General features: G+C 69.9%; 20 protein-coding genes. 8 read left to right on the top strand and 12 right to left on the bottom strand.

Annotated elements, in window-relative coordinates; translation table 11 throughout:
* Positions 1–71: 71 nt before the first annotated feature.
* From AB0383_RS26480 to AB0383_RS26460, 5 genes are read left to right on the top strand one after another with little or no spacing between them, the layout of a single operon-like run.
* On the top strand, positions 72–1883 hold the full coding sequence (locus AB0383_RS26480) for a peptide ABC transporter substrate-binding protein (RefSeq protein ID WP_366188795.1): 1812 nt from the start codon (positions 72–74) through the stop codon (positions 1881–1883).
* A 4-nt stretch (positions 1884–1887) separates the two neighbouring features.
* Entirely contained in the window at positions 1888–2847 is a 960-nt protein-coding gene (locus tag AB0383_RS26475) for an ABC transporter permease (protein WP_364184533.1), read from the top strand.
* A complete protein-coding gene (locus AB0383_RS26470) occupies positions 2844–3674 on the top strand; it encodes an ABC transporter permease (protein WP_366188794.1) in 831 nt (276 codons plus the stop codon). Before AB0383_RS26475 ends, AB0383_RS26470 begins: the two co-directional genes overlap by 4 nt.
* Positions 3671–5296, top strand: a complete 1626-nt coding sequence (locus AB0383_RS26465) for an ABC transporter ATP-binding protein (RefSeq protein WP_366188793.1) — start codon at positions 3671–3673, stop codon at positions 5294–5296. The genes AB0383_RS26470 and AB0383_RS26465 overlap by 4 nt, the downstream gene beginning before the upstream one ends.
* Positions 5293–6189, top strand: a complete 897-nt coding sequence (locus AB0383_RS26460) for an ROK family protein (RefSeq protein ID WP_364184526.1) — start codon at positions 5293–5295, stop codon at positions 6187–6189. The genes AB0383_RS26465 and AB0383_RS26460 overlap by 4 nt, the downstream gene beginning before the upstream one ends.
* Here the strand turns inward: AB0383_RS26460 and AB0383_RS26455 are convergent.
* On the bottom strand, positions 6176–6928 hold the full coding sequence (locus AB0383_RS26455; RefSeq protein ID WP_366188792.1) for an MBL fold metallo-hydrolase: 753 nt from the start codon (positions 6926–6928) through the stop codon (positions 6176–6178). The genes AB0383_RS26460 and AB0383_RS26455 overlap by 14 nt on opposite strands.
* Positions 6929–7014: 86 nt before the next feature.
* Between AB0383_RS26455 and AB0383_RS26450 the strand changes: the two genes are divergently transcribed.
* The gene (locus AB0383_RS26450) at positions 7015–7968 is read left to right on the top strand and encodes a helix-turn-helix domain-containing protein (protein WP_364184521.1); all 954 of its coding nucleotides are present in this window, start codon (positions 7015–7017) and stop codon (positions 7966–7968) included.
* Here the strand turns inward: AB0383_RS26450 and AB0383_RS26445 are convergent.
* Positions 7946–9991, bottom strand: coding sequence for a glycoside hydrolase family 2 TIM barrel-domain containing protein (locus AB0383_RS26445; RefSeq protein ID WP_366188791.1), 2046 nt, complete (start codon positions 9989–9991; stop codon positions 7946–7948). The two genes, AB0383_RS26450 and AB0383_RS26445, sit on opposite strands and share 23 nt — an antisense overlap.
* Before the next feature lie 488 nt (positions 9992–10479).
* Here AB0383_RS26445 and AB0383_RS26440 point away from each other — a divergent pair, with 488 nt between their 5' ends.
* Positions 10480–11412: an MBL fold metallo-hydrolase gene (locus AB0383_RS26440; protein ID WP_364184515.1), complete on the top strand. Its 933-nt coding sequence runs from the start codon at positions 10480–10482 to the stop codon at positions 11410–11412.
* Between the two features lie 230 nt (positions 11413–11642).
* Positions 11643–11804: an aldehyde dehydrogenase family protein gene (locus tag AB0383_RS26435; protein WP_364184512.1), complete on the top strand. Its 162-nt coding sequence runs from the start codon at positions 11643–11645 to the stop codon at positions 11802–11804.
* A gap of 69 nt (positions 11805–11873) precedes the next feature.
* Here AB0383_RS26435 and AB0383_RS26430 read toward each other — a convergent pair whose 3' ends face one another.
* From AB0383_RS26430 to AB0383_RS26385, 10 genes are all read right to left on the bottom strand, one after another.
* On the bottom strand, positions 11874–12878 hold the full coding sequence (locus AB0383_RS26430; RefSeq protein ID WP_364184510.1) for an iron-siderophore ABC transporter substrate-binding protein: 1005 nt from the start codon (positions 12876–12878) through the stop codon (positions 11874–11876).
* Positions 12879–12894: 16 nt separating this feature from the next.
* Entirely contained in the window at positions 12895–13695 is an 801-nt protein-coding gene (locus tag AB0383_RS26425) for an ABC transporter ATP-binding protein (RefSeq protein WP_364184611.1), read from the bottom strand.
* Between the two features lie 33 nt (positions 13696–13728).
* Positions 13729–14775 carry an iron chelate uptake ABC transporter family permease subunit gene (locus tag AB0383_RS26420; RefSeq protein WP_255638390.1) on the bottom strand — a complete coding sequence of 349 codons (1047 nt, stop codon included), beginning with the start codon at positions 14773–14775 and terminating at the stop codon, positions 13729–13731.
* A complete protein-coding gene (locus tag AB0383_RS26415) occupies positions 14772–15791 on the bottom strand; it encodes an iron chelate uptake ABC transporter family permease subunit (protein WP_364184507.1) in 1020 nt (339 codons plus the stop codon). The genes AB0383_RS26420 and AB0383_RS26415 overlap by 4 nt, the downstream gene beginning before the upstream one ends.
* A gap of 206 nt (positions 15792–15997) precedes the next feature.
* A complete protein-coding gene (locus AB0383_RS26410) occupies positions 15998–16417 on the bottom strand; it encodes an Lsr2 family protein (RefSeq protein WP_364184505.1) in 420 nt (139 codons plus the stop codon).
* Between the two features lie 57 nt (positions 16418–16474).
* Positions 16475–17053 carry a GNAT family N-acetyltransferase gene (locus AB0383_RS26405; protein ID WP_366188790.1) on the bottom strand — a complete coding sequence of 193 codons (579 nt, stop codon included), beginning with the start codon at positions 17051–17053 and terminating at the stop codon, positions 16475–16477.
* Positions 17054–17141: 88 nt separating this feature from the next.
* Positions 17142–17525: a hypothetical protein gene (locus AB0383_RS26400; RefSeq protein WP_364184500.1), complete on the bottom strand. Its 384-nt coding sequence runs from the start codon at positions 17523–17525 to the stop codon at positions 17142–17144.
* Positions 17526–17704: 179 nt separating this feature from the next.
* Positions 17705–19345, bottom strand: a complete 1641-nt coding sequence (locus AB0383_RS26395) for an alkaline phosphatase family protein (RefSeq protein WP_366188789.1) — start codon at positions 19343–19345, stop codon at positions 17705–17707.
* Positions 19346–19404: 59 nt separating this feature from the next.
* Positions 19405–20634: a Dyp-type peroxidase gene (locus tag AB0383_RS26390; RefSeq protein WP_366188788.1), complete on the bottom strand. Its 1230-nt coding sequence runs from the start codon at positions 20632–20634 to the stop codon at positions 19405–19407.
* Positions 20631–21806, bottom strand: a complete 1176-nt coding sequence (locus tag AB0383_RS26385) for an EfeM/EfeO family lipoprotein (protein WP_364184491.1) — start codon at positions 21804–21806, stop codon at positions 20631–20633. The genes AB0383_RS26390 and AB0383_RS26385 overlap by 4 nt, the downstream gene beginning before the upstream one ends.
* Positions 21807–22278: the final 472 nt, after the last annotated feature.

Below are 22278 nucleotides of genomic sequence, written 5' to 3'. Positions count from 1 at the left end.
TTACACGGCAACCAAGAACACGCCCAGTCCCTCGACATCGACTTACACCAAGGATGTTGGAAGTGATGCGGATGGCTCGACACCGGTGGCGCGCCGCGCTCGGGGTCACGCTCGCCGCCGCGCTGGCGCTCTCCGGCTGCGCGACGAGCCGCGAGCAGCATGGCGGTGGCGCGGGCAAGCCGGTGACCGGCGGCAGCGCGCGGTTCGCGCTGCCCCCGTCGGCGACCCCGAACTGGATTTTGCCGATCTCGATCCCCGGCTACGGCGCGAGCTACAACGGCGTCGTCCGCAACGAGTTGTACGTGCCGCTGTACAACTACGACGGCAGCTCGGGCTCGGTCACGCTCGACGATCCCTCCAGCGCCGCGAACCCGCCGGGCTACTCGGCCGACGGCTTGACCGTGACGATCACGCTCAAGCCGCTGACCTGGTCCGACGGCACGCCGCTGACCAGCCGCGACGTCGAGTTCTGGTTCAACCTGGTGCGCGCGGGCAAGGACAACTGGGGCAAGTACTCCGAAGGCCTGATGCCCGACAACATCAAGGCCTTCCACGCGGTGGACGACCACACGTTCACGCTCACCCTCGACAAGCCCTACAACGCCGACTGGTTCACGGCCAACCAGCTCAGCCTGGTGGTGCCGATGCCACAGAAGGCGTGGGACCGCACGAGCGCGGGCGGCCCGGTCGGCGACTTCGACCGCGACCCGGCCGGCGCCAAGCAGGTGTTCGACTTCCTGGTGGGGCAGGCGAAGCAGCTCGGCACGTACTCGGCGAATCCACTGTGGAAGGTCGTGAACGGGCCGTTCACGCTCGGTGGGTTCACCGCGGCGGGCCAGGTGACGCTGAACAAGAACCCGAAGTACACCGGGCCGGACGCGGCGAAGCTCGACACCGTGCAGTTCCTGACGTTCACGAGCTCCTCGGCCGAGTACAACGTGCTGCGCGCCGGTGGCGTCGATTACGGCTACGTGCCGACGACGAACCTCGGCCAAAGCCCGAAACTCGAGGCGCAGGGTTACCGGATCGAACCGTGGAACGGCTGGTCGATCACGTACTCGCCGTTCAACTTCAACAACCCGCAGCTGGGCGCCGCGTTCAAGCAGCTGTACGTGCGCCAGGCCCTGCAGCACGCCGTGGACCAGGACAGCATCACGTCGGTGATCTGGCGCGGCACGGCCCGCGTGGACTACGGCCCCGTGCCGCAGGACAACGACGTGAAGTACCTGTCGGCGCGGCAGAAGACCAACCCGTACCCGTTCGACCTCGACGCGGCACGCGAGCTGCTCACCCGCCACGGCTGGAAACCCGGCTCCGACGGCATCCTCGAGTGCGCGGCGCCCGGCAACGGACCCGCGCAGTGCGGCGAAGGTGTCAACGCCGGCACACGGCTGTCGCTCACGATGCTGACCGAGTCGGGCTCCGACGAGACCGACGGGACGATACAGGAGCTGCGCTCGGAGCTGTCGAAGATCGGCGTGGAGCTGAAGATCAACGCGCAGCCGCTGAACACCGTGCTGGCCAACGGCACGGCGTGCAAGCCGGAAGAGCCGTCGTGCTCGTGGCAGCTGTCGTACTTCGGCACGCAAGGCAGCTGGTACTTCCCCGCCAACCCCAGCGGCGAGGACCTGTTCGCCACCGACGCGGGCACGAACTTCGGCAGCTACACCGACAAGCACGCCGACGAGCTGATCACCGCGACCAACCTGGCCACGGGCGATCAGCCGATGCTCGACTACAGCGCCTACCTGGCCGAGCAGCTGCCCGTGCTCTGGCTGCCCAACCCGCCGTACCAGGTGTCGGCGATCGACACCGCGCTGCGCGGGGTGAACCAGGATCCGCTGGCCGGGCTGCAGCCGCAACGCTGGTACTGGACGAGGTGAGGACATGACCCGCTACCTCCTCAAGCGGCTCGTGCTGGCCGTGGTCGTGGTGCTGCTGGTCACCGTGGTCACGTTCGTGCTGCTGCATCTGCTGCCCGGTGGTCCGGCGCGTGGTGTGCTCGGCGTGAAGGCCACGCAGGAGCAGATCGACGCGTTCAACAAGGCCCAGGGCTTCGACCAGCCGCTTCCCGTGCAGTACTGGGAGTACCTGGTGCGCCTGCTGCACGGCGACCTCGGCGACTCGTACACGCAGAACTCCCCCGTCTCGACGCTGCTGGAACAGCGCGTGCCGAAAACGCTGCTGCTCACCGCGATCTCGACGCTGCTCGCGATCGTGGTGGCGCTGCCGGTGGGCGTGTGGCAGGCGGTGCGGCGCGGCAAGGCCGCGGACCACGTGACCACCGGCGTGACGTTCCTGCTCTACGCGACACCGGTGTTCTTCCTCTCGCTGGTGCTGATAATCGTGTTCGCGCAGGTGCTCCCGTTGTTCCCGGCGCAGGCCGCGCAGGGCGAGACGATCGGTGAGCTGCTCTCGCAACCCGGCTCGCTGGTGCTGCCGGTGGTGGCGGGCATGGGGGCGGCGCTGGCCGCGTTCAGCCGGTACATGCGAGCGTCCACTCTGGACAACCTCGCCGAGGACTACGTGCGCACCGCCCGCGCGAAGGGCACGCCGGAGCGCACGATCATCTGGCGGCACGTGTGGCCGAACTCGCTGACGTCCGTGGTCTCGATGCTCGGCTACTACGTGCCGGTGGTGTTCAGCGGTTCGCTGGTGGTGGAGTCGATGTTCAACTATCCCGGCGTCGGCCTGCTGTTCTGGACGGCCGCGCGCAACGCCGACTTCCCCGTACTGCTCGGGGTGGTGCTGGTGATCGCCGTGGCGACCGTGATCGGCTCGCTGCTCGCGGACGTCGTGCAGCTCGTGATCGATCCGCGCGTGCGGGTGAAGGGGGTGCGGTCGTGACCGTCCTTTCGCGAGTGTTCGCGCGGCGCACGGCGCTCGTCGGCGTGATCCTGCTGCTGGCGGTGATCCTGTTCTGCTTCTTCGGGCCGCTGCTCTACGGCACGGACCAGTCGCACACCGATCTCGCGGCCGCGCGGCTCGGGCCCGGCAGCGGCCATCCGCTGGGCACCGACGACCTCGGCTACGACGTGCTCGGCCGGCTGATGGTGGCCGGGCGGACGTCGCTGATCATCGGCGTGCTGGCCGGGCTCATCGCGACCGCGATCGGCGCGGTGTGGGGCGCGCTCGCCGGCTATACCGGCGGCTGGCTCGACACGGTGCTCATGCGCGTGGTCGACACCGGCGTCGCGATTCCCGCGCTGTTCCTGCTGCTGGTGGCGGCCACGTTGGTCACCCCGAGCGTCGGGGTGCTGGCGCTGATCATCGGCTGTGTGTCGTGGCTGGTGCCGGCGCGGCTGATGCGCGCGGAGACGGTGACCCTGCGCGAACGCGACTACATCCGCGCGATCACGGTCCTCGGCGCGAGCCGCACGCGCGTGGTGTTCCGGCACGTGATCCCCAACGCCATCGGCACGGTGGTGGTGAACGCGACGTTCCAGATCGCGGATGCCATCCTGCTGGTGGCGTACGTGAGCTTCCTCGGCCTCGGCGTGCCCGCGCCGGACACCGACTGGGGCGCGATGCTGTCGAAGGGCATCACCTACACGTTCGACGGCGCGTGGTGGCTGATCCTGCCGCCGGGCATCGCGATCGTGCTCGTGGTGTGCGCGATCAACTTCCTGGGCGACGGACTGCGCGACGCGTTCGCGGTGAAGGGACGGCGATGAGCGAGCCGGTGCTCGACATCCGTAGCCTGCGGGTGTCCTACGGGGACGGTGACCCGGCCGTCGACGGGCTGTCGCTGACGGTCGAGCCGGGTGAGATCGTGGCGGTGGTCGGCGAATCCGGCTCGGGCAAGAGCACGGCCGCGCTCGCGGTGCTGGGGCTGCTGCCCGAGTCGGCCTCGGTGTCCGGGGCGATCGAGCTGGCCGGGCACAACGTGCTGGAGCTGCGGGGCGAGGAGCTGCGGAAGCTGCGCGGGCAGGGCGCGGGCATAGTGTTCCAGGAGCCGATGACGGCGCTGAACCCCTTGCTGCGCATCGGTTTTCAGCTCGCGGAGGCGATCCGCAACCACGATCCCCGGAAGCGGCGGCACAAGCACTATCACCCGCGGTGTGTGGAGCTGCTGGAACGCGTCGGGGTACCAGAGCCCGAGGCGCGGCTGAAGCAGTACCCGCACGAGCTTTCGGGTGGGTTGCGCCAGCGCGTGATGATCGCGATCGCGCTGGCCGCACGGCCCAAGCTGATCATCGCGGACGAGCCGACCACCGCGTTGGACGTCACCGTTCAGCAGCAGATCCTGGACTTGCTCAGGGACACCCGTTCGACGGAAGGTACGGCGACGCTGCTGATCACGCACAACATGGGCGTGGTGGCGGACGTCGCCGACCGCGTGCTCGTGCTGCGGTCGGGACGGCTGGTGGAAGAGGCTCCGACTGCCGAGCTGTTCTCCTCGCCGCAGGCCGCGTACACGCGTGAGCTGCTGGCTGCCGTGCCACGGTTGGGCACGGGCGAGCATGCCGAAGCCGCTGCGGCGCCGGAGAAGCCGGTGCTGGCATTGACGGACATCGTGGTGGAGTACGGCGGGAAGCGGGCCGTGGACTCGGTGTCGCTGAACGTCAGGCCGGGCGAGATCGTGGGGCTGGTCGGGGAGTCGGGCTCGGGCAAGACGACGCTGGGTAACTGCGCGCTGGGCCTGGTCACGCCGAAGTCGGGCCGGGTCGAGGTGCTCGGCGGGCCGCTGCCACGCGGTACCGGACGCTCGGCGCGGGCGGTGCGGCGACAGATCGGGGCGGTGTTCCAGGACCCGGCGTCTTCGCTGGACCCGCGGATGACGGTGGCCCAGACCGTGGCCGAGCCGCTGGTCATGCACACCTCGGCCGGCCGGTCCGAGCGGCGACGGCGCGTGCGCGAGCTGCTCGACGCCGTGGAGCTGCCGGAGTCGCTGATGGAGCGCTACGGCCACGAGCTGTCCGGCGGGCAGCGGCAGCGCGTCAGCCTCGCGCGGGCGCTCGTGCTGGGGCCGAAGCTGCTGATCGCGGACGAGCCGACGAGCGCGCTCGATGTGTCCGTGCAGGCCGTGGTGCTGGACGTGTTCAAGCGGCTGCACGAGGAGTTCGGGTTCGGCTGTCTGTTCGTGAGCCACGACCTCGCCGTGGTCGACAGCCTGTGCGACCGCGTCGGCGTGCTGCGCGGGGGCCGGCTGGTGGAGCAGGGGCCGGCCGCGCGGGTGCTGCGCGAGCCGTCGCACGCGTACACGCAGGCGTTGCTGCTGTCCTCGCCCGTGCCGGACCCCGCGGTGCAGCGGAGCCGTCGGGACGCGCTGGCGGACGTGGATCCCGCGGCGTGAGCGAAGTGTGGGCCGGGGTCGACATCGGCGGGTCGAAAACGCTCGTGGTCGTGTGCGATGCCGACGGCCGGGAGGTGGCGTCGGCGTCGGCGGATTCGGGAGCGCACCTGGGCGGTGCGGCGATCCTGGACCGGGCGGCCGCGTTGGTGTTGTCGCTGGCGCCCGGCGAACTGGCGGGGGTCGGCGTCGGCGCGGCCGGCGTGGTGGAGCCGGAGACCGGGACGATCGTGGTCACCGGCGACTCGTTCACGGGCTGGGCAGGCACGGCCGTCAACGCCGGGCTGTCCGCCCGGCTGGGCGGCGTGCCGGTGGTGACGGAGAACGACGTGAACGCGTTCCTGCTGGGCGAGCTGTCCACAACGGACCGGCACGTGCTCGGCGTCGCGCTGGGCACGGGTGTCGGCGGCGCGCTGTACGTGGACGGCACCCTGCTGCACGGCGGCGGCACGGGCGCCGGCGAGATCGGCCACGTCGGCACCTACGGACCGGCGCCGTGCACCTGCGGGCAGACCGGTCACCTGGAGGCCTACGCGTCCGGCCGGTCCCTGGCCCGCCGCTACACGGAGGCGACGGGGGTTTCCCTGCCTGCCGAGTCCGTCGCGGCCGCCGCCCTCGACGGCGACGAGGCCGCGTCGGCGGTGTTCACCGACGCCGGGCGCTTCCTCGGCGAGGCGATCACGCACGCGTGCGGCCTGCTCGGCATCGCGACGGCCGTGATCGGCGGCTCCGTGACGAACTCGTGGGCGCTGCTGGAGAAGCCGATGCAGGAGGCGCTGACCGAGCACCCCCTGCTGTCGGGCTCTCCGGTGGAGGTGCGGCTGGCCCGGGGCGGCGCCAAGGCGGTCGCGCTGGGTGCGGTCGCCCTCGCGCGATCGACGTTCAGCCGAGGGTGACCTCAGCGCCTGGCTCCAGCAGGTGCAGCCGCGGCTTGCCGGCGGCGGCAAAGGCTTCCGCCAGCGTTTCCGGTCCCTGCGTGAAGTGTCCCCAGCCCTCGGGGTGCAGCGGCACCACGTCTTCGGCGCCCAGGATCTCCGCGGCTTCGGCGGCGGCCGTGGACTCAAGGGTCAGGTAGGCGTCGATGAGCGGCGTGCGCGCGGCACCGGCGAAGAGGACGGCGATGGGCACGGGCCCGAAGCGGCCGGCGATTTCGCGGACACGGTCGAGCGAGGCGTTGTCACCACTGACGTAGACGGTCGGCAGGCCGTCTTTCGACAGCAGGAACCCCGTGACCTCACCGACCTTGGCCTCGGCGCCTTCCGGCCCGTGCAAAGCCGGCAGTCCGGTCACCCGCACTCCCCCGACGTCCGCGTGTGTCCAGTTCGGCAGCGCCCGCGCCGTGCCGCCGAGCCGCTCGGCGCCCGACGTCGTCGTGAGGGTGAGCGGCGCCGTCGCCAGGTACTCGCGCCCGCCGCGGTCGAGGTTGTCCGCGTGCTGGTCGTGCGACAGCAGCACGGCGTCCACGGCGCCGACCTCGGCGGGACTCGCCACCGGCCCGGTCGTCTTCACGAGCACGCGGTTGCCGACCGGGTACTCGCCCGGCTGGTCGAACGTCGGGTCGGTCAGGAACCGCACCCCGCCGTAGGTGATCAATGACGTCGGTCCGCCCAGGTGGCGCAGCGAGAAAGTGGTCATGCCGCCATCCTGCCCCGGCGCGCCGGCGAGCAGTGAGTGGCAGTGAAGTCGTTCATCGATGAGATCCTGCCAGCTACTGTGGAGCCGTGCAGAAGATCGCGCTGGTGCTGTTCGACGGGGCCCGGCTGTTCGACACGGCGGTGGTCGACGAGGTGTGGGGTGCGCGCAGCGGGCCCGGGGCGGAGCTGCGCCGGTGCGCGGCCACGAAGGAGCCGGTGGAGCTGGCCGGCGGGGCCGTGCTGAAGCCCGAGCGGACGTTCGCCTGGTTGCGCACGGCGGACGTCGTCGTGGTTCCGGGCCTGGCGAACGTCGATGCCGAGCCCGCGCCGGAGCTGCTGGCCGCGTTGCGCGCCGCCCATCGGGCCGGGGCGCAGGTGGCGGGGCTATGCCTGGGCGCGTTCGTGCTGGGTGCGGCCGGGTTGCTGGACGGGCGACCGGCCGCCACGCACTGGCGCTTCACGACCGAGCTCGCGCGGCGGCATCCGTCCGCGCGGGTCGACCCCGGCGTGCTGTACGCGGGCGGCGACGGCGTGTGGACGTCGGCGGGTGTCGCTGCCGGCATCGACCTGTGCCTGCACCTCGTGCGGATCACGCAGGGCGCGGACGTCGCGGCGGGAATCGCGCGGGCCATGGTCACGGCGCCGTTCCGCTCGGGCGGGCAGGCGCAGTTCATCACGGTGCCCACGCCGCCGCGCGACGAGGAACCGCTGGCCGCCGTGCGGGAACGCGCGTTGCGGGAACTGCGGCGGCCGCTCACGGTCGCGGAGCTGGCGGGCTGGGCGTCGATGTCCGAGCGCACGTTCGCGAGGCGGTTCGTGGCCGAGACGGGCACCACGCCCGTGCGCTGGCTGCTGGACCAGCGCATCGCCCGGGCGCAGCAGCTGCTGGAAAGCTCCGACCTGCCCGTCGCCGAGATCGCGGGCTGTTGCGGGTTCGGCTCACCGGTGTCGTTCCGGCAGCACTTCACCCGCCACGTCGGTGTCGCGCCCAGCCGCTACCGCACGGATTTCCGCCCTGCTACTGCGCCAGCGTCCAGGTGACGGTGTCCGTGTAGGAGTGTCCCTTGCGGACTCCGGTCACCTTCACGACGTTCTTGCCGGGCTCGAGGGTGACCGGCCAGGTGTAGATGTGATCGGGTGACGCGGCGGGCGTGCCGACCGGCTTTCCGTTCAGGGTGAGCGAAACCGTGTCCACGCCGTTGCCGTACGCCTTCACCGTGGTGGCCGCGGTCGTGCGGTCGGTCCAGCGGCGGCTGGTCAGGTAGACGAACGGCGTGGTGGTCCAGTTGGCCTTGTACCAGTAGAACGCGTCCTTGCGGACCTGCCGGTCGTAGGTGACCAGGCCCTTGTCGTTGCGGCCCAGGGTGTCGCCTTCGGTGCGGCCGTCGGAGGCGAAGTCGAACATGTTCCACACGAACGTGCCCCACAGGTAGGGCCGCGTTTCGATCTGCTTCCACGAGTTCTCGTGCACGAAGGTCTCGTACTCCTCGGGGTGCACGCGCGACGGGATCACGGGCGGCTTCACCGTGGAGTTCTCGACGTGGTCGTAGATGCTGCCGCCGGCGCCGTACTCGCTGATCGCGATCTTGCGCGCGGGGTCGGCCGCGTGCAGCTGGTCGGTCCACGGGCCGGGGCCGGGCGCGGACAGGTCGTACCAGCCGTAGTACTTGTTGTAGGCCGCGAGGTCCGCGTGGCCGGAGACGGCGTCCTGCCCGCCCTTGTGGTTGGCGTACACGGAAAGCCGCGCCGGGTCCTCGGCCTTCACCTGGTCGGCGAGGCTTTGGAGGATGCCGTTGGTGACGTCGTCGTTCTTGGCCTGCTCGTTGCCGATGCCCCAGAACGCGATGGACGGGTGGTTGTAGTTCTGGCGGATGAGCTCGGACATCTGCCGGGTGGCGTTGGCGCGGAACGCGGCGCTGTCGGTGATGCCGTTGACCAGCGGGATCTCCGCCCACACCACGTACCCGCGCTGATCGGCGAGGTCGTAGACGTGCTGCGACTGCTGGTAGTGCGCGGTGCGCAGCGCGTTGACGCCCATCTCGTCCATGAGGTCGAAGTCCTGGTCACGCTGCCGGTCGGCCACGGCCCAGCCTTCGTCGAGGCGGTCCTGGTGCGCGTTGACGCCGTGGAGGGCGACGTGCTGTCCGTTGAGGAAGAATCCCTCGTCGGAGTCCACTGTGGATTCCCGGAGCCCCAGCGGTTGACTCACGGTGTCGGTGACGCGACCGGTGCGCGCGTCGAGCACGTCGACGGTCGCGTGGTAGAGGTACGGGTCGGCTTTGCCTTGCCAGAGGTGGGGCTTGGCGATACCCAGCTGCTGCTTGATGTCGGCGTCACCGGTGAGCTGCTGCGGCTCCGACGTGGCCTGCGCGACGACGTGACCCCGGGCGTCGGCCACGGTCGTGCGCACGGATGCCTCGCGGCCGGCGCCGGAACTGTTGCGCACCTTGGTGACCACGTCGACGTTCGCCGCCTCCGCCGTCACCTCGCGCGGCGTGAGATAGAAGCCCGAGCCGCCGAAATCGTCCATCCGCACGGCGAGCGGGTCGACGGCCACCAGCGAGACGTCGCGGTAGATGCCGCCGAAGAACGTGTAGTCCGCGCTGAGCGGGGCGACATCGGCCTGCGCCAAGTTGTCCACGCGCACCGCGATCACGTTGTCGCGCCCGGGTTTCAGGGCGTCGGTGGCGTCGAAGCGGAACGTCGCGTAACCCCCGCGGTGCTGCCCGAGGTGCACCCCGTTGACCCACACGTCGGCGACGGTGTTCACGCCGTCGAACTGCAGCCACAACCGCTTGCCCTGCACGGTTCGCGGCGGCGTGACGTGCTTGCGGTACCAGCCGGCGCCCCGGTAGTAGTTGCCGCCGCCGTCCTGTCCGTCGAGCGCGTTCCACGTGTGCGGCACACTCGTGCGCTCCCACGACCCGTCGGCGAACCCGGGCTTCTCCGCTCCGGGCACATCGGCCCGCACGAACCGCCACCCCGCGTCGAGGTCCGTCTGCACCCGCCCCGCGTCCTTCGCGGCGCTCGAAACCGCCGGCGTGAACGCCAAACTCAGAGCCACGGCCAACACCACGGGCAACCAGCGCCGCACGACACACCTCGTCATTCACAGACGGGGTTCAACAGATTGAACGGACTGTAGGCGGCTGGTCACCGAGGAGTCAACGCACGAAGCTGACAAAGGCGAGTCAAGCGCCGGAAGCAGTACCAAAGTTCTGGACCGCACCCACGAACTGGTCCGGGTCGAAGTCCATCGCCTGGTGCGCCTGCCCGCTCGGCGGCACCACCTCGGCGCCGAGAGGCGGGGACGTCCTCACGAGAAGTGACCACACCGTCACCATAAGTCGCCGACCTGAGGGAAGTTCGAACCGGAGGTATGGTCTGCCCGTCGGCGTAGGGAGGAATCGGCCCGGGCTGTGCGACGTAGCACACGGTGGGCTCGCAGCCTGCTGACATACGCCCACCTGGTCTATACCATTCAGAGGGCCAGTGATCCACTACCATGCAGTGGTCCGGGATCACGGCGGCGCAGCCCACGAGGGGGACCCCATGCCCGCCATCAGGCGAAACATCGTGCCGCTCAGGTACTCCGACCCGAGCGTGGTCGCCTACGTCCGCAGCCCGACCGACTGGCTCGTGTCCAACTGCGGCTGGATCCGCGGCCGGTCCGGCGTGATGCTGGTCGACACGTGCGGCACTGAGCGGGACACGCTCGACCTGGTCTCCGACGTCCGCAAGTACTCGACCGTCGAAATGCCGCTCACGCTCGTGCTCACCCACGCCCACGGCGCGCACCACAACGGCGCCGGCGTGGCGTTGCGCAATGGCGGGCGCATCCTCGCCGCCGAGTCGGCCGTGTCCGCGGTGCGGGCGGGGCCGCAGCGGTACGAGGACACGTTCGACTGCAAGAACTGGGGCACGCTCGAAGCGCCCGAACCCGAGGCGGTGCACGCCGTCACCACGCCGCGCGAGGTCGACCTCGGCGGGGTGGTCGTGGAGGTCGTGCCGTTCCCCGGCGTCGCGCACACCGACGGCGATCTGGTGGCGTTCGAGCCCAAGACCGGCACGCTGTTCACGGGCGACTTGCTCTCCGTCGGCTCCACGCCGATGGCGCTGCACGGCTCGATCCCCGGCTGGCTCGACGCGCTTTACTGGCTGGACAAGACTTTCCCGACCGTCCGCACGTTCGTGCCCGGCCACGGCGCGCTCAGCCACCCCGGCAGCTTCCCGGTCGCCGTGCTGCGCACCTACCTCAACTGGCTGCTCGACGCGACCACCCCGGAAACCCCCGACTTCGCCGAGCTGGCCACGATCGCGCGCCGCCGCTGGCCGAACTGGAGCAACCCCGAGCGCCACATCGGCAACCTCATGCGCGCGCACGCCGACCAGCACGGCCGGACGCTGCAGGAGAAGACGGCGCTGCGCGCGATCCTCGACGCGGTGGGCGGCAAGATCGACCTCGACGCGCGACTGGGCCGCTAAGACCCGGTCATCCGCCGCCGAAGCCCCGAGGGCGTCACCCGTACTCCGCCCGGAACGCCCGCGAAAGCCACGGCTGGTCCGTGATCCCCCAGCGCGCCGCCACGGCCGCGATGCCGCGCCCCGCCAGCAGCGGATCGGTGAGATCCCGCCGATCTTCGCCGACGTGGACAACTCCGCCACGATCTCGCGCGAGGAGATCTTCGGACCACCGACGCCGACCGCGGCATGCCGTGGCCCGGCGCGTCGAGACGGGCACGATCGGCGTGAACACCTACCTGCCCGACCCCGTCGCGCCGTTCGGCGGCGTGAAGGCCGGCGGCATCGGCCGTGAGCTGGGCCCGGAGGCGCTGGGCAACTATCAGCAGTTCAAGACGATCTACTGCGGCGCCTGACGCCACAATCGGACAGGCCTTCCCGGGATCACCCGGGGAGGCCTGCTCGGTGCCACAGCGGAGAAGCGGTCAGCCGAGGTACTTCTTCAGGTCGTCGAGCACGTGGTCGGCGCCGATCGGGCCGAGCCCGAGGAACCACACCTCGTCGGAGACACGGATGGCGTGCTGCGACTTCACGGCGCTCAGGCCGGCCCACAGCCCGCTGCTCGTCACGGCCTTCTCGTCCGCGTTCGGCCCCGCGCCGTAGCTGGAGTAGAAAATCCAGTCGCCGTTGGCCTCGTCGATGCGCTCGCGCGAGATCTGCTTGGCCAGCTCGTTGATGTGCTGGTTGTCCGGCCGCTGCAGGCCGACATCCTTGAAGATCACGCCGATGAACGACAGGTCACCGTAGATCCGGATGCCCGTGGAGTGGAAGCGCAGCAACGAGATCTTGGGGTTGCCCTTGATCCCGGCCTTCACCTCGTCGGCCTTCTTCTGGTACGCGTTGAGCGCCGCCACGGCCTTGTTCTCCTGGCCCAGCGCCGCGCCGATCAGCAGCAGGTTCTCCTTCCACGGGAAGCCCGGGCGGATGCTGAACACCGTCGGCGCGATCTTCGACAGCTGCGGGTACAGGTCGTTGGCGCGCAGCTTGCTGCCGAGGATCAGGTCCGGCTGCAGCGAAGCGATCTTCTCGAGGTTGAGGTTGCTGACGTCACCGACGGTCGGGATGCCCTTGACTCGGTCGGCGAGGTAGCTCGGCACGCCGGTCTGGCCGGCGGTCGTGGCCATACCGACGGGCGTGACTCCCAGCGCCAGCACGTCGTCGAGCTCACCGCTGTCGAGCACGACCACGCGGGTGGGCGCTTTCTCGATCTTCGTCTGGCCCAGCGCGTGGGTGACCGTGCGCGGGAAGACGCCGGGGCCGACGTCGGCCTTCAGCTTGGCGGTCTCGGAGTCGGCCGTGGAGAACAGGCGGCCGCCGGTGGCGACATCCTTGTCCCCGACGCCCGAAGTGGTCGTGTTGGCGGGCTGGCTGCACGCGCCCAGGAGCGTGGCGGCGGCGAGGACGCCGAGGACCTTGGTCCATCTGGCCATCGTGGGGTGTTCCTTCCTAGGGCTGTGTGGTGGGAATACCGGCGCGGTGGCGGCCGATCGGGACGACCATGGGGGTGCCGGACACGGGATCGGCGATGATCCGGCAGGGCATGCCGAACACGTCCTCGACGAGCTCGGCGGTGAGGATGTCGCCGGGAGCTCCCTCTGCGGCGATCGACCCGTTTTTCATGGCGATGAGGTGGTCGCCGTAGCGGGCCGCGAGGTTGAGGTCGTGCAGCACGATCACGACGGTGGTGCCGTCGTTGTGGTTGAGGTCCGCGAGCAGGTCGAGCACCTCGACCTGGTGGCTGATGTCGAGGAACGTGGTGGGCTCGTCGAGCAGCAGCAACGGCGTGCGCTGCGCGAGCGCCATCGCGATCCACACGCGTTGGCGCTGCCCGCCCGACAGCTCGTCGACGGGCCGGCCGGCCAGCTCCACGGTGTCGGTGGCCAGCATCGCGCGCGCCACGGCGTCGTCGTCCTCGTCGTTCCAGCGGCGGAACACGCCCTGGTGCGGGTAGCGGCCGCGGCCGACGAGGTCGGCGACCGTGATGCCCTCCGGCGCCGTCGGCGACTGCGGCAGCAGACCGAGCACCCGGGCGACGTCCTTGCTGCGCAAGGAGGAAATGCGCTCGCCGTCGAGGAACACCGCACCGGCCGAGGGCGCGAGCAGGCGCGCCAGGCCGCGCAGCAGCGTCGACTTACCGCACGCGTTGGTCCCCACGATCATGGTGACCTTGCCCTCGGGGATGCGCACCGAGAGGTCCTTCACCACGGTCACGGGCCCGTAGCCGAGCTCGAGACCTTCGGTGTGCAGGGTGGGTGTCGTCGGTTTCACGCGCCTTCTCTCTCAGACTCGGCCGGCCCGGTTCGCCGTGGCGAGGAGGTACAGCAGGTACGGCGCGCCGACGGCCCCGGTCACGACACCGACCGGCAGCTGCGTGCCGAGCAGGTGCTGCGCGACGAAGTCGCCGAGCAACGTCACGAGCGCGCCGGTGAGGGCGGGCGCGACGAGGCCGACGCGGGCGCCGCCCACGAGCCGCGTCGCCACGGGGTTCGCCACGAACGCCACGAAACTCACGGGCCCGGCCGCCGCCGTGGCGAACGCGGCGAGCGCGGTGGCGACGAGGAGCAGCAGCAGGCGCATGCGTTCCACGCGCAGGCCGAGCCCGGCCGCGGTGTCGTCACCCAGCTGCAGGCCGGTGAGCGCGCGGCTGAGCAACAGCGCGGCCGGCCCGAGCACCACGAGGGCGATCGCGAGCGGCACCACCTTGTCCCAGCTCGCGCCGTTGAGGTTTCCGGTGAGCCACACCAGGGCCTGCTGCGCCAGCGTCACGTCGGCCCAGGTCATCAGGTACGACACGATGCTGGCGAGCACCGCGCCGACTCCGACGCCGATGAGCACGAGGCGGTAGCCGTTCACGCCGCCGCGGCGCGAGAGCACGTAGATGATCACGCCGGTGAGCAGCGCGCCGACGAACGCGGCGGCCGAGAGCACCGGACCGGACACCCCGAACAGGACCAGGCAGATCACCGCGGCGGCGCTGGCACCCTGCGTCACGCCGATCACATCGGGGCTGGCGAGCGGATTGCGCAGCAGGCGCTGGAAAAGCGCGCCGCCGAGTCCGAACGCGACACCCACCAGCACAGCCGCCACGGCACGCGGCAGCCGCAGCTGCGTGACGACGTAGGCGCCGCCGCCCGTGCCGTCGCCGAAGAGGATGCCGGGCAGCTGTCCCAAGGGGACGTCGAAGTCACCGACGGCCAGGGACAGCGCGAAAACTCCGACCAGCAGCACGAAGAGCACGATCGACACGAGCCACACCCGCGCCGCGCCCTGGCGACGGGCGGCCGAGACCGCCTTCAGCGCGTCGGGGAGCGCCTGCGGCGGGTTCACACCTTCACCAGCTTCCGGCGCCGCACCAGCACGATGAACACGGGCGCGCCGATCACGGCGGTCACGATGCCCACCTGCACCTCGGCCGGGCGCGCGATCACGCGGCCGATCACGTCGGCCACGAGCAGCAGCAACGGCGCCAGCAAAGCGGAGTACGGCAGGAGCCACCGGTGGTCGGGCCCGGTGATCAGCCGCGCGACGTGCGGCACGGTCAGCCCCACGAAGGCGATCGGGCCGGCGATGGCCGTCGCCGATCCACAGAGGACGACCACGGCGAGCGCGCAGATCGCCCGCGCCACGGCGACGTTCTGCCCGAGCGCGCGGGCGACGTCCTCACCCAGCGCCAGCGCGTTGAGCATCCGCGCGGACACCAGCGCGAGCACCACGCCGACCACGATGAACGGCACGGCCTGCGTGATCGTCGATGCGTCGCGCCCGGTCAGCGACCCGACCTGCCAGAAGCGGAACTGGTCGAACGTGGTGGTGTCGGTGAGCAGCAGCCCGCTCGTCACCGATTGCAGCGCCGCCGTCACCGCGGCGCCCGCGAGCGCCAGTTTCACCGGTGTGGCGCCGACTCGCCCGAGCGCGCTGATCCCGTAGACGACCACTGCGGCGGCAGCCGCACCGGCGAAGCCGAACCAGACGTAACCGGTGACGGTGGTGATACCGAGCGTGCTGATGCCGAGCACCACGAACAGCGCGGCGCCCGCGTTCACGCCCAGCAGGCCCGGGTCGGCGAGCGGATTGCGCGTGGCACCTTGGATCACGGCGCCGGACAGTCCCAGCGCGACACCCGCCAGCACGCCCACGAGCGTGCGCGGCAGGCGCAGCTCGTGTACCACGAGGTGATCGGGATTCGAGGCGTCGTAGTGGAACAAGGAGTCGAGGACGGTGCCGAACGACAACCCGCGCGATCCGACGGCGATGCTCAGCGCGGCGGCGAGCACGAGCGCCACCAGGAGCACCACGAGCCCCGCCGTCAGCGAGAGTGTTCTCGGGCGGGCTCTCTCGGCCACAGTCGGTTACCTTCACTCACAGGACATTTAGGCTTGGCTACCCTACCCCGCGCGTGGCGCCGCCGTCGTGTGGCCATCACCACGGTCGTCGCGTGTCATCACTGCTACACCGCCCGGTGATTCCGCCGTGGCGGGCGAAGCATCCCAGCAAACGCCGAAAGGGGTCCGTCACCGCGGTGACGGACCCCTTTCACGGAAAGCTCGGCTCAGGCGTTCGCCTTCTTGCGCGGCGCACGCTTGCGGGCCGGCTTGGCGGGAGCCTCTTCGACCTCGTCGATCTCTTCTTCACGCTCTTCGAAGGCCCTCACGATCTCCGCGGGGAGCCGGCCCCGGTCGGACACCTTGAAGCCGTTGGCCTCGGCCCACTCCCGCATGAGGCGGTTGCGCTCCCGATCGGCGGCGGACGACGTCGCCCGCGGCGCCTGCCCGGCGGCCATGCGCACCTTGCGGCCCCCGACGCGGCGGGAAGCGGTGACGTAGCGCGCGAGCTCATCACGAAGCGCGGCGGCGTTGTCTTCGGACAGATCGATCTCGTAACTCACACCGTCGAGGCTGAAGGGGACGGTCTGATCGGCAATGCTGCCGTCGATGTCGTCCACCATCTCGACGTGAACCTTCTGCGCCATGGTTCGTCGTTCCTTCACCTTCTACAGGACGTGCCTGGGGGAACCCTATCGTGTCGACTAATGTCGCGCGGTGCTGGACACCCATTCCTCTCTGGACAGCGCGTACTCGACATCGCCGTGTTCCGCGCCTTCCAGGTATTCCGGCCACTCGAGGAAGAAGGTGCGCACGAGCTTGAGCCCCGCCTTCTCGAGCACGCGACGGGAACGGGTGTTGACCGTCATCGTCGTCGCGACGACCCGCTCGACACCGAGTTCCGCGAATGCCTTGCGAAGCACCGCTTGCAGCCCTTCCGTCGCGAACCCGCGCCCCCACACCGCGGGCAGCAGGCGGTAGCCGACTTCGATACCGCCTCCCCCGAGTCCACGGCTCGTCGCCGGCCGCACCGAGAACCACCCGGCGAATTGGTCCGTCTCCGAATTCACGGCGGCGAAACACCCGAGTCCCGCGGGCAGATCCCGGTATTCCGCGAGGAAACCCGGAAGTGTCATGCCCTCGACGACTTCACGGGACACCGGACTGCCGTCGTCGACGAAGCGCATCACCCCGGGATCACCGTGGAGATCCGCGAGCACGCCCGCATCGGCGGGCGTGAACCGGCGCAGCCGCAGTCGCGGCGTTTCGGTCCACGTGGCCATGGCGGGGATTGGACCAGTGCGGCCGTCCGAGCGCAAGGGGCATTTCCGAACTGTTGCCCCCTGCCGGAAAATCGCCGCGAAAATGTGCTCAGGCGCGCGTGAAGCCGCCCAGGTGGTGCGGGAAGACGGTGATCGGCACACCCGCGCCGGCCAGGTCACGCAGCATCGTCAAGATCGCCTCGGTGGGCGTGCCGTGGACGCGGATGTTCGTGGTGGCCGTGAGGTTCTCCCGGAACGCCGGGTCGGCGTGCTCGGTGAGCACGCGCATGTGGTGCTCGAACGAGTCGGTGTCCGGGTGGATCTGCACGAATTCGACCTCGGTGCCGTCGGCGTTCGCGTACTCGTGGAACGCGATCAGCCGCGGCTCATGGTCCTCGACGAACCGGGCCCAGCCGGGCGCGCGGTCCTTCTCGGCGTCGAACCTGCCGGGGACCACGCTGTTGGTGGCGATGAAAACGAACGGACCGGACATGATTTCTACCTCCATGTACTATCCAACCAGTTGGTTACCTGATTCGCTACCGCCGCCCGCTGTCTCGTCGCCCACAGCAGGCGAGCCCGGAAACGGCCGAAGGCCACCGGATTCGACGAACCCGGTGGCCTTCGGAGTGGTGCTGGGTACTGCTGGTGTTACTGGGTACTACGCGGTGTTCAGTGGTGCCCGTTCTTGACGGCCGCACCCGTCTTCGGGTCCAGCGGCAGCTTGCCCGCCTGCGGGTACCAGAAGTTGAACATGTTCCACAGCCCGCCGGCACGGGAGTCGAACGACGAACCGCCGACGCGACCGGTGAACCAGTTGTCCTCCACGAACTGCAGCACCGAGGTCTGGTCGGTGCGGGTGTGGTCGACGAAGTTCACCTTGCTGTAGGGCGAGATGACCTGCAGCGGCAGACGCGGGCCGTAACCGCAGCGGTCCGCGGTCGTGCCCAGCTTGGTCTTGGTGCCGGTGCAGACCGACTGGTCCTGCGCGGCGTCGTTCGACCCGTTGACGATCGTGGACTTCTGGTGGTCGTACCAGCCGTCCGAGTCGTCGTAGGCGAGGACGATCGCGGTGGACTTCCACTCCGGCGACTGCTGGATCTTGTTGATCTCGCTGACCACGAACTGCTGCTCGTCGAGCGGGTCGGAGTTGGCCGCGTGGGCGTCCTCGTAGGCCGGGGCCTTGAGGTAGCTCACGGCGGGCATCGAGCCGGCCTTCAGAGAAGCGTCGAAGTCGCTGATGTCGTACTGGTGGTTGGCCTGGTCGGTCTGACCGATGGCCTGCACCGAGGACGGCGGCAGGTGGTGCGGGTTCGACGTCGACTTGTAGTACGAGAACGCGTTGTGGTGCGGGCTGTAGTCCGTCACCGGGATGCCGCCGACGTTGTTGTGCTGCGCACCGCAGACCGCGAACCCGTTCTGGGTGCCGGTCGGCTTGAAGCCACCCTGGAACCAGCCCCAGGTCACGTGGCGCTGGTTCAGCATGTCACCGATGTTCTTGCCCTGCAGCGAGGCGAGGTTCTCGGTGGCGGTGTGGTTCTTGTCCGAGCAGTCGTCGTACGCCGGGTCAGGGTCGTTGATGACCGTGCCGATCCCGTTCTTGTCCGGGGAAACGACGGCGTAGGAGTCGGTGGTCGGCTGGTGCGTCACCGAAGTGAGCGCCTGCGCCCCGCCCGTCTGGCCGGAGATCAGGTTGAGCGCACCGGGGGTCGACGGGCCGAAGTTCGTGTTGTAGGAGTTGTCGCTCATCGCGTAGTTCTGAGCGTAGTTCCACAAGCCCGTGACAGTGTTGCCGTCGTAGTAGTCCATGACCAGGCCCGGCGCGCCGTAGAGGATCGGCTGCCCCGTGCACTTGTCGGTCTCGGTCTTCTCGACGAACTTGTCCATCTTGCCGCCGTTGAACGCGGCCTGCTCAGCACCGTAGGAGTGGTTCTGGTCGCAGGTCAGCGCCCGGTCGGGGGAAAGGCGCTTCGGGTCGTAGGCGTTGGGGTTGTTGTTCAGCAGCTTCTTGTCGAGGCCGTTGACCTTCGGGGTGTTCTTCGCGGCCTTGAACGGCGTGCCGTCCTGGTTGGTCGCGTTGGGGTAGGTGCCGAAGTAGTGGTCGAACGAGATGTTCTCGCCGAAGATCACCACGACGTGCTTGATCGGGGTGAGCGTCGGCAGCCACGACGCCGGCAGCGTGTGCAGCGCCTGGGCGTCTGCGGTCGACGCCGCGGAGCCGGTGACGATCGCCAACACGGCGGCCGAAGCGAGCGCACCCGCGCCGATCAGCCCGCGTGAACGGCGACGCCGTCTGCCGATTCCTTTGTCCACTGGGGAATCCTCCTGATTTCGATGACTTCGTGGTGGGAACTGCAACTGCGGGAACACGGTCAGGCCAGCAAAGCCCGTCCGTAGTGGTCGTCGGGACCGGTCACCCCCGGCAGCGCCAGGAAGTAGCCGCCACCGAACGGGGAGATGTAATCGACCAGCGGCTCGTCGATGAGCCGCTTCTGGACCGCCTCGAACTGACGCTCGAGGTCCTGCTGGTAGCAGGCGAAGATCAGGCCCATGTTCAGGTTGCCGTTGGTGTCCACGCCGCGGTCGTAGTTGACCGCGCGGCGCAGGATCCGGCTGGAATCCGTCTCCGGCTTGCGAGGGTTCGCCATGCGGATGTGGCTCGTGAGGGGGATGACGGTGCCGACTGGGTCGTCGGCGTACTTCGGCACGTCCTGCTCGTCGGCGCCGTCGAGGGGCGCGCCGGTGTCGCGGCGGCGGCCGAACATGTTCTCCTGCTCGGTCAGCGACACGCGGTCCCAGAACTCGACGAGCATCCGGATCAGCCGCACGACCTGGTAGCTGCCGCCCTTGGTCCACGCCGGCTCGCCGCTGCCCTCGCCGAGCCAGACCAGCTTGTCGTACTCGGCGTCGGTCGGGTTCGAGATGCCGTCCTTGAAGCCCATGAGGTTGCGCGGAGTGCCGGAAGGCCGCGGCTGCGAGGCGAAGCCGTTGATCTTCCAGCGCAGCTGCATCCCGCCGCGGGTGGCGCGGGCGATGTCGCGCAGCGCGTGCAGCACGGTGTCGGTGTTGTCCGCCGAGAGCACGAGCGACAGGTCACCGTGGCACTGCGCGGCGTCGAGCGCGTCGTTGGGGAACATCGTCATCGGCTTGAGCTTCTTCGGCTTGAGCGCCGCGAGACCGTAGCGGTCGTCGAACAGCGACGAGCCGACGCCGAGCACCACGCCGAGGTTGCCCGCCGGCACGACCGGGCCCAGCACGCCGGAGTCGGCGGGCGGCGCGGTGATGCCGAGCGCCGCGGGGGCGCCGCCGGTGGTGAGGAAGCGGGCCCGGTCGGTGATCTCCTTGAACAGGTCCGTGAGCTCGGCCTTGTTGTCGGCCACGACGTCGAACGACGCCACCACGCTCTGCGCGGGCGGCCGACGCACGATCGCGGCCTGGCGGTCGCCGTGGAACGCGACGGAACCGGAGCCGGAGTCGGCGGCGCTCGCGGCGACCGAGCCGACCCCCACACCCGCGGCGGCGGTCAGGCCGGCACCGACGACGGTGCGGCGCAGGAACGTCCGGCGGGAGGACTCCCCCGGCTGGGCGGGCTTGGCGGTCACGAAACCCTCCTGGGTTCGGCGATGGCCGCGATCGGGGCGAGCCGCTCGGTGAGCTCGCTGACGTCGGCGTTGATCTTCTGGCGTTGTGGCGCGGTGAGCGCGGACACGGGCGTCCACGAACCGTCGGGCTTGCGGGCGCCGTCGAGGGTCGTTTCGGTCCGCTTCATCCAGCTGTCCACACCGGACAGTGCGGGGTAGCGCGGGGCGAGCACCGGGCGCAGGACGTCGAGCACGGTCTGCACGCCGTCGAGGTTCGCCCGCGTGGTGGCGAGGTTGGTGCCGCTGCCGTAGTCGGTCTTGGCGGTGAGCTCGAACTGCAGGGCGTTCTCCACGATCTCGTGGGCGCGCAGGCCGAGGTCGTTCGCGTCGACCTGGCTCTGGGGGAAGGCCGTGCGCAGGTCCTGCACGTCGGAGGACAGCTGGTCGACGACGCCGCCGAGCGAGCCCATGTCCTCGTTGTGCCAGAGGCCGTACTCGAGGCGGTGGAAGCCGGTGAAGTCCGGGTCGGAGGTGCCGCCGGGCAAGCCGGCGGTCGTGCCGTTGATGGCGCCGTCGGAGTCGCCGAAGGCGTCGTACGCGGCGCCGAGGCGCTCGTAGGTCAGGTGCGCGGTGAGCCAGGTGGACTCGGCGGCGCCGCGGTCGCCGCGGTGCACGGCGTCCTTGAGCGCGCCGACGTCGGTGACCAGTGTGTCGAGCCCCTGCGTCACCTTGGCCTCGTAGACCTTGAGCGGTTGCAGAAGGTCGTTCTGCGTCACCGCCGCGACACCCGGGCCGCGCTCGGCGCCGCCACTGACGGTCGTCGTCGGGCCCACGATCGCGGACGAGTCCTCCGGCAGGCACCGGAAGGCGTACAGCCCATTACCGAGTGTCACCGACATCGGCCTGGTCGTCCCGGTGCCGAGACCCTCGACCTCGCCGTAGATCACGCCGGTCTTCGGGTCGATCAGATCGACCTCCGACGTGACGGCGCCAGTGTTGTGAAGGTTGAAGATTTGCGGACCCGGCTTGGGGTCCGTCCAGCCCTGACCACAGGCGGAGCGGGAGATCTGGATCTCCGGATCCTGCGCGGACGCCCCGTCGGGCCAGACCGCGAAGGCGATTCCCACGGCAGCGGCGGCGACCACGACACCCGCGGCCCCCACCACCCAACGGGCACGTACAGACCCCGGCACGCGCACACTCCTGCCACTCGTTCGGACTACCGGGACGGAATTATGCGTGCGGAACGTGAAGAAACAGGGGTCGAGACCACCTCCCGCCCGGGAATTCACCAGGACTTCAACCAAAAACCCGATGAAATCGGATATAAGGACCAAAGCGCCGCACCGCCATAAGTCCCTTTCGGCACTTATGGCGGCTTTTGTATCTTGGACCTGTGTCTTCGACCCCGGCTCGCCCGCGCACGCCGCCACCGGACCGCCCAGCCGCCGCACCTCGGCCACGGGGTTGTCCGGCACCGCGAGCCGGGTGCGGACCTCCCGCCACACGCGCTCCCCGACCCAGCCCGCCGAAGATCTCCGAGCACCACAGCAAAAGACACCCGCCCAAAGCCGACCCACCTGCGAGATCGCGCCGGCGGGGGGGTTTTGGGTGGTTTGTTGGGCGCCCCCCCCGAGCACCCCGCCCCCCCCCCACCCCCCGGCA

The organism is Amycolatopsis sp. NPDC051373 (genome assembly GCF_040689465.1).
GTDB lineage: Bacteria > Actinomycetota > Actinomycetes > Mycobacteriales > Pseudonocardiaceae > Amycolatopsis.
This window is presented reverse-complemented; position numbering and strand designations above follow the sequence as displayed.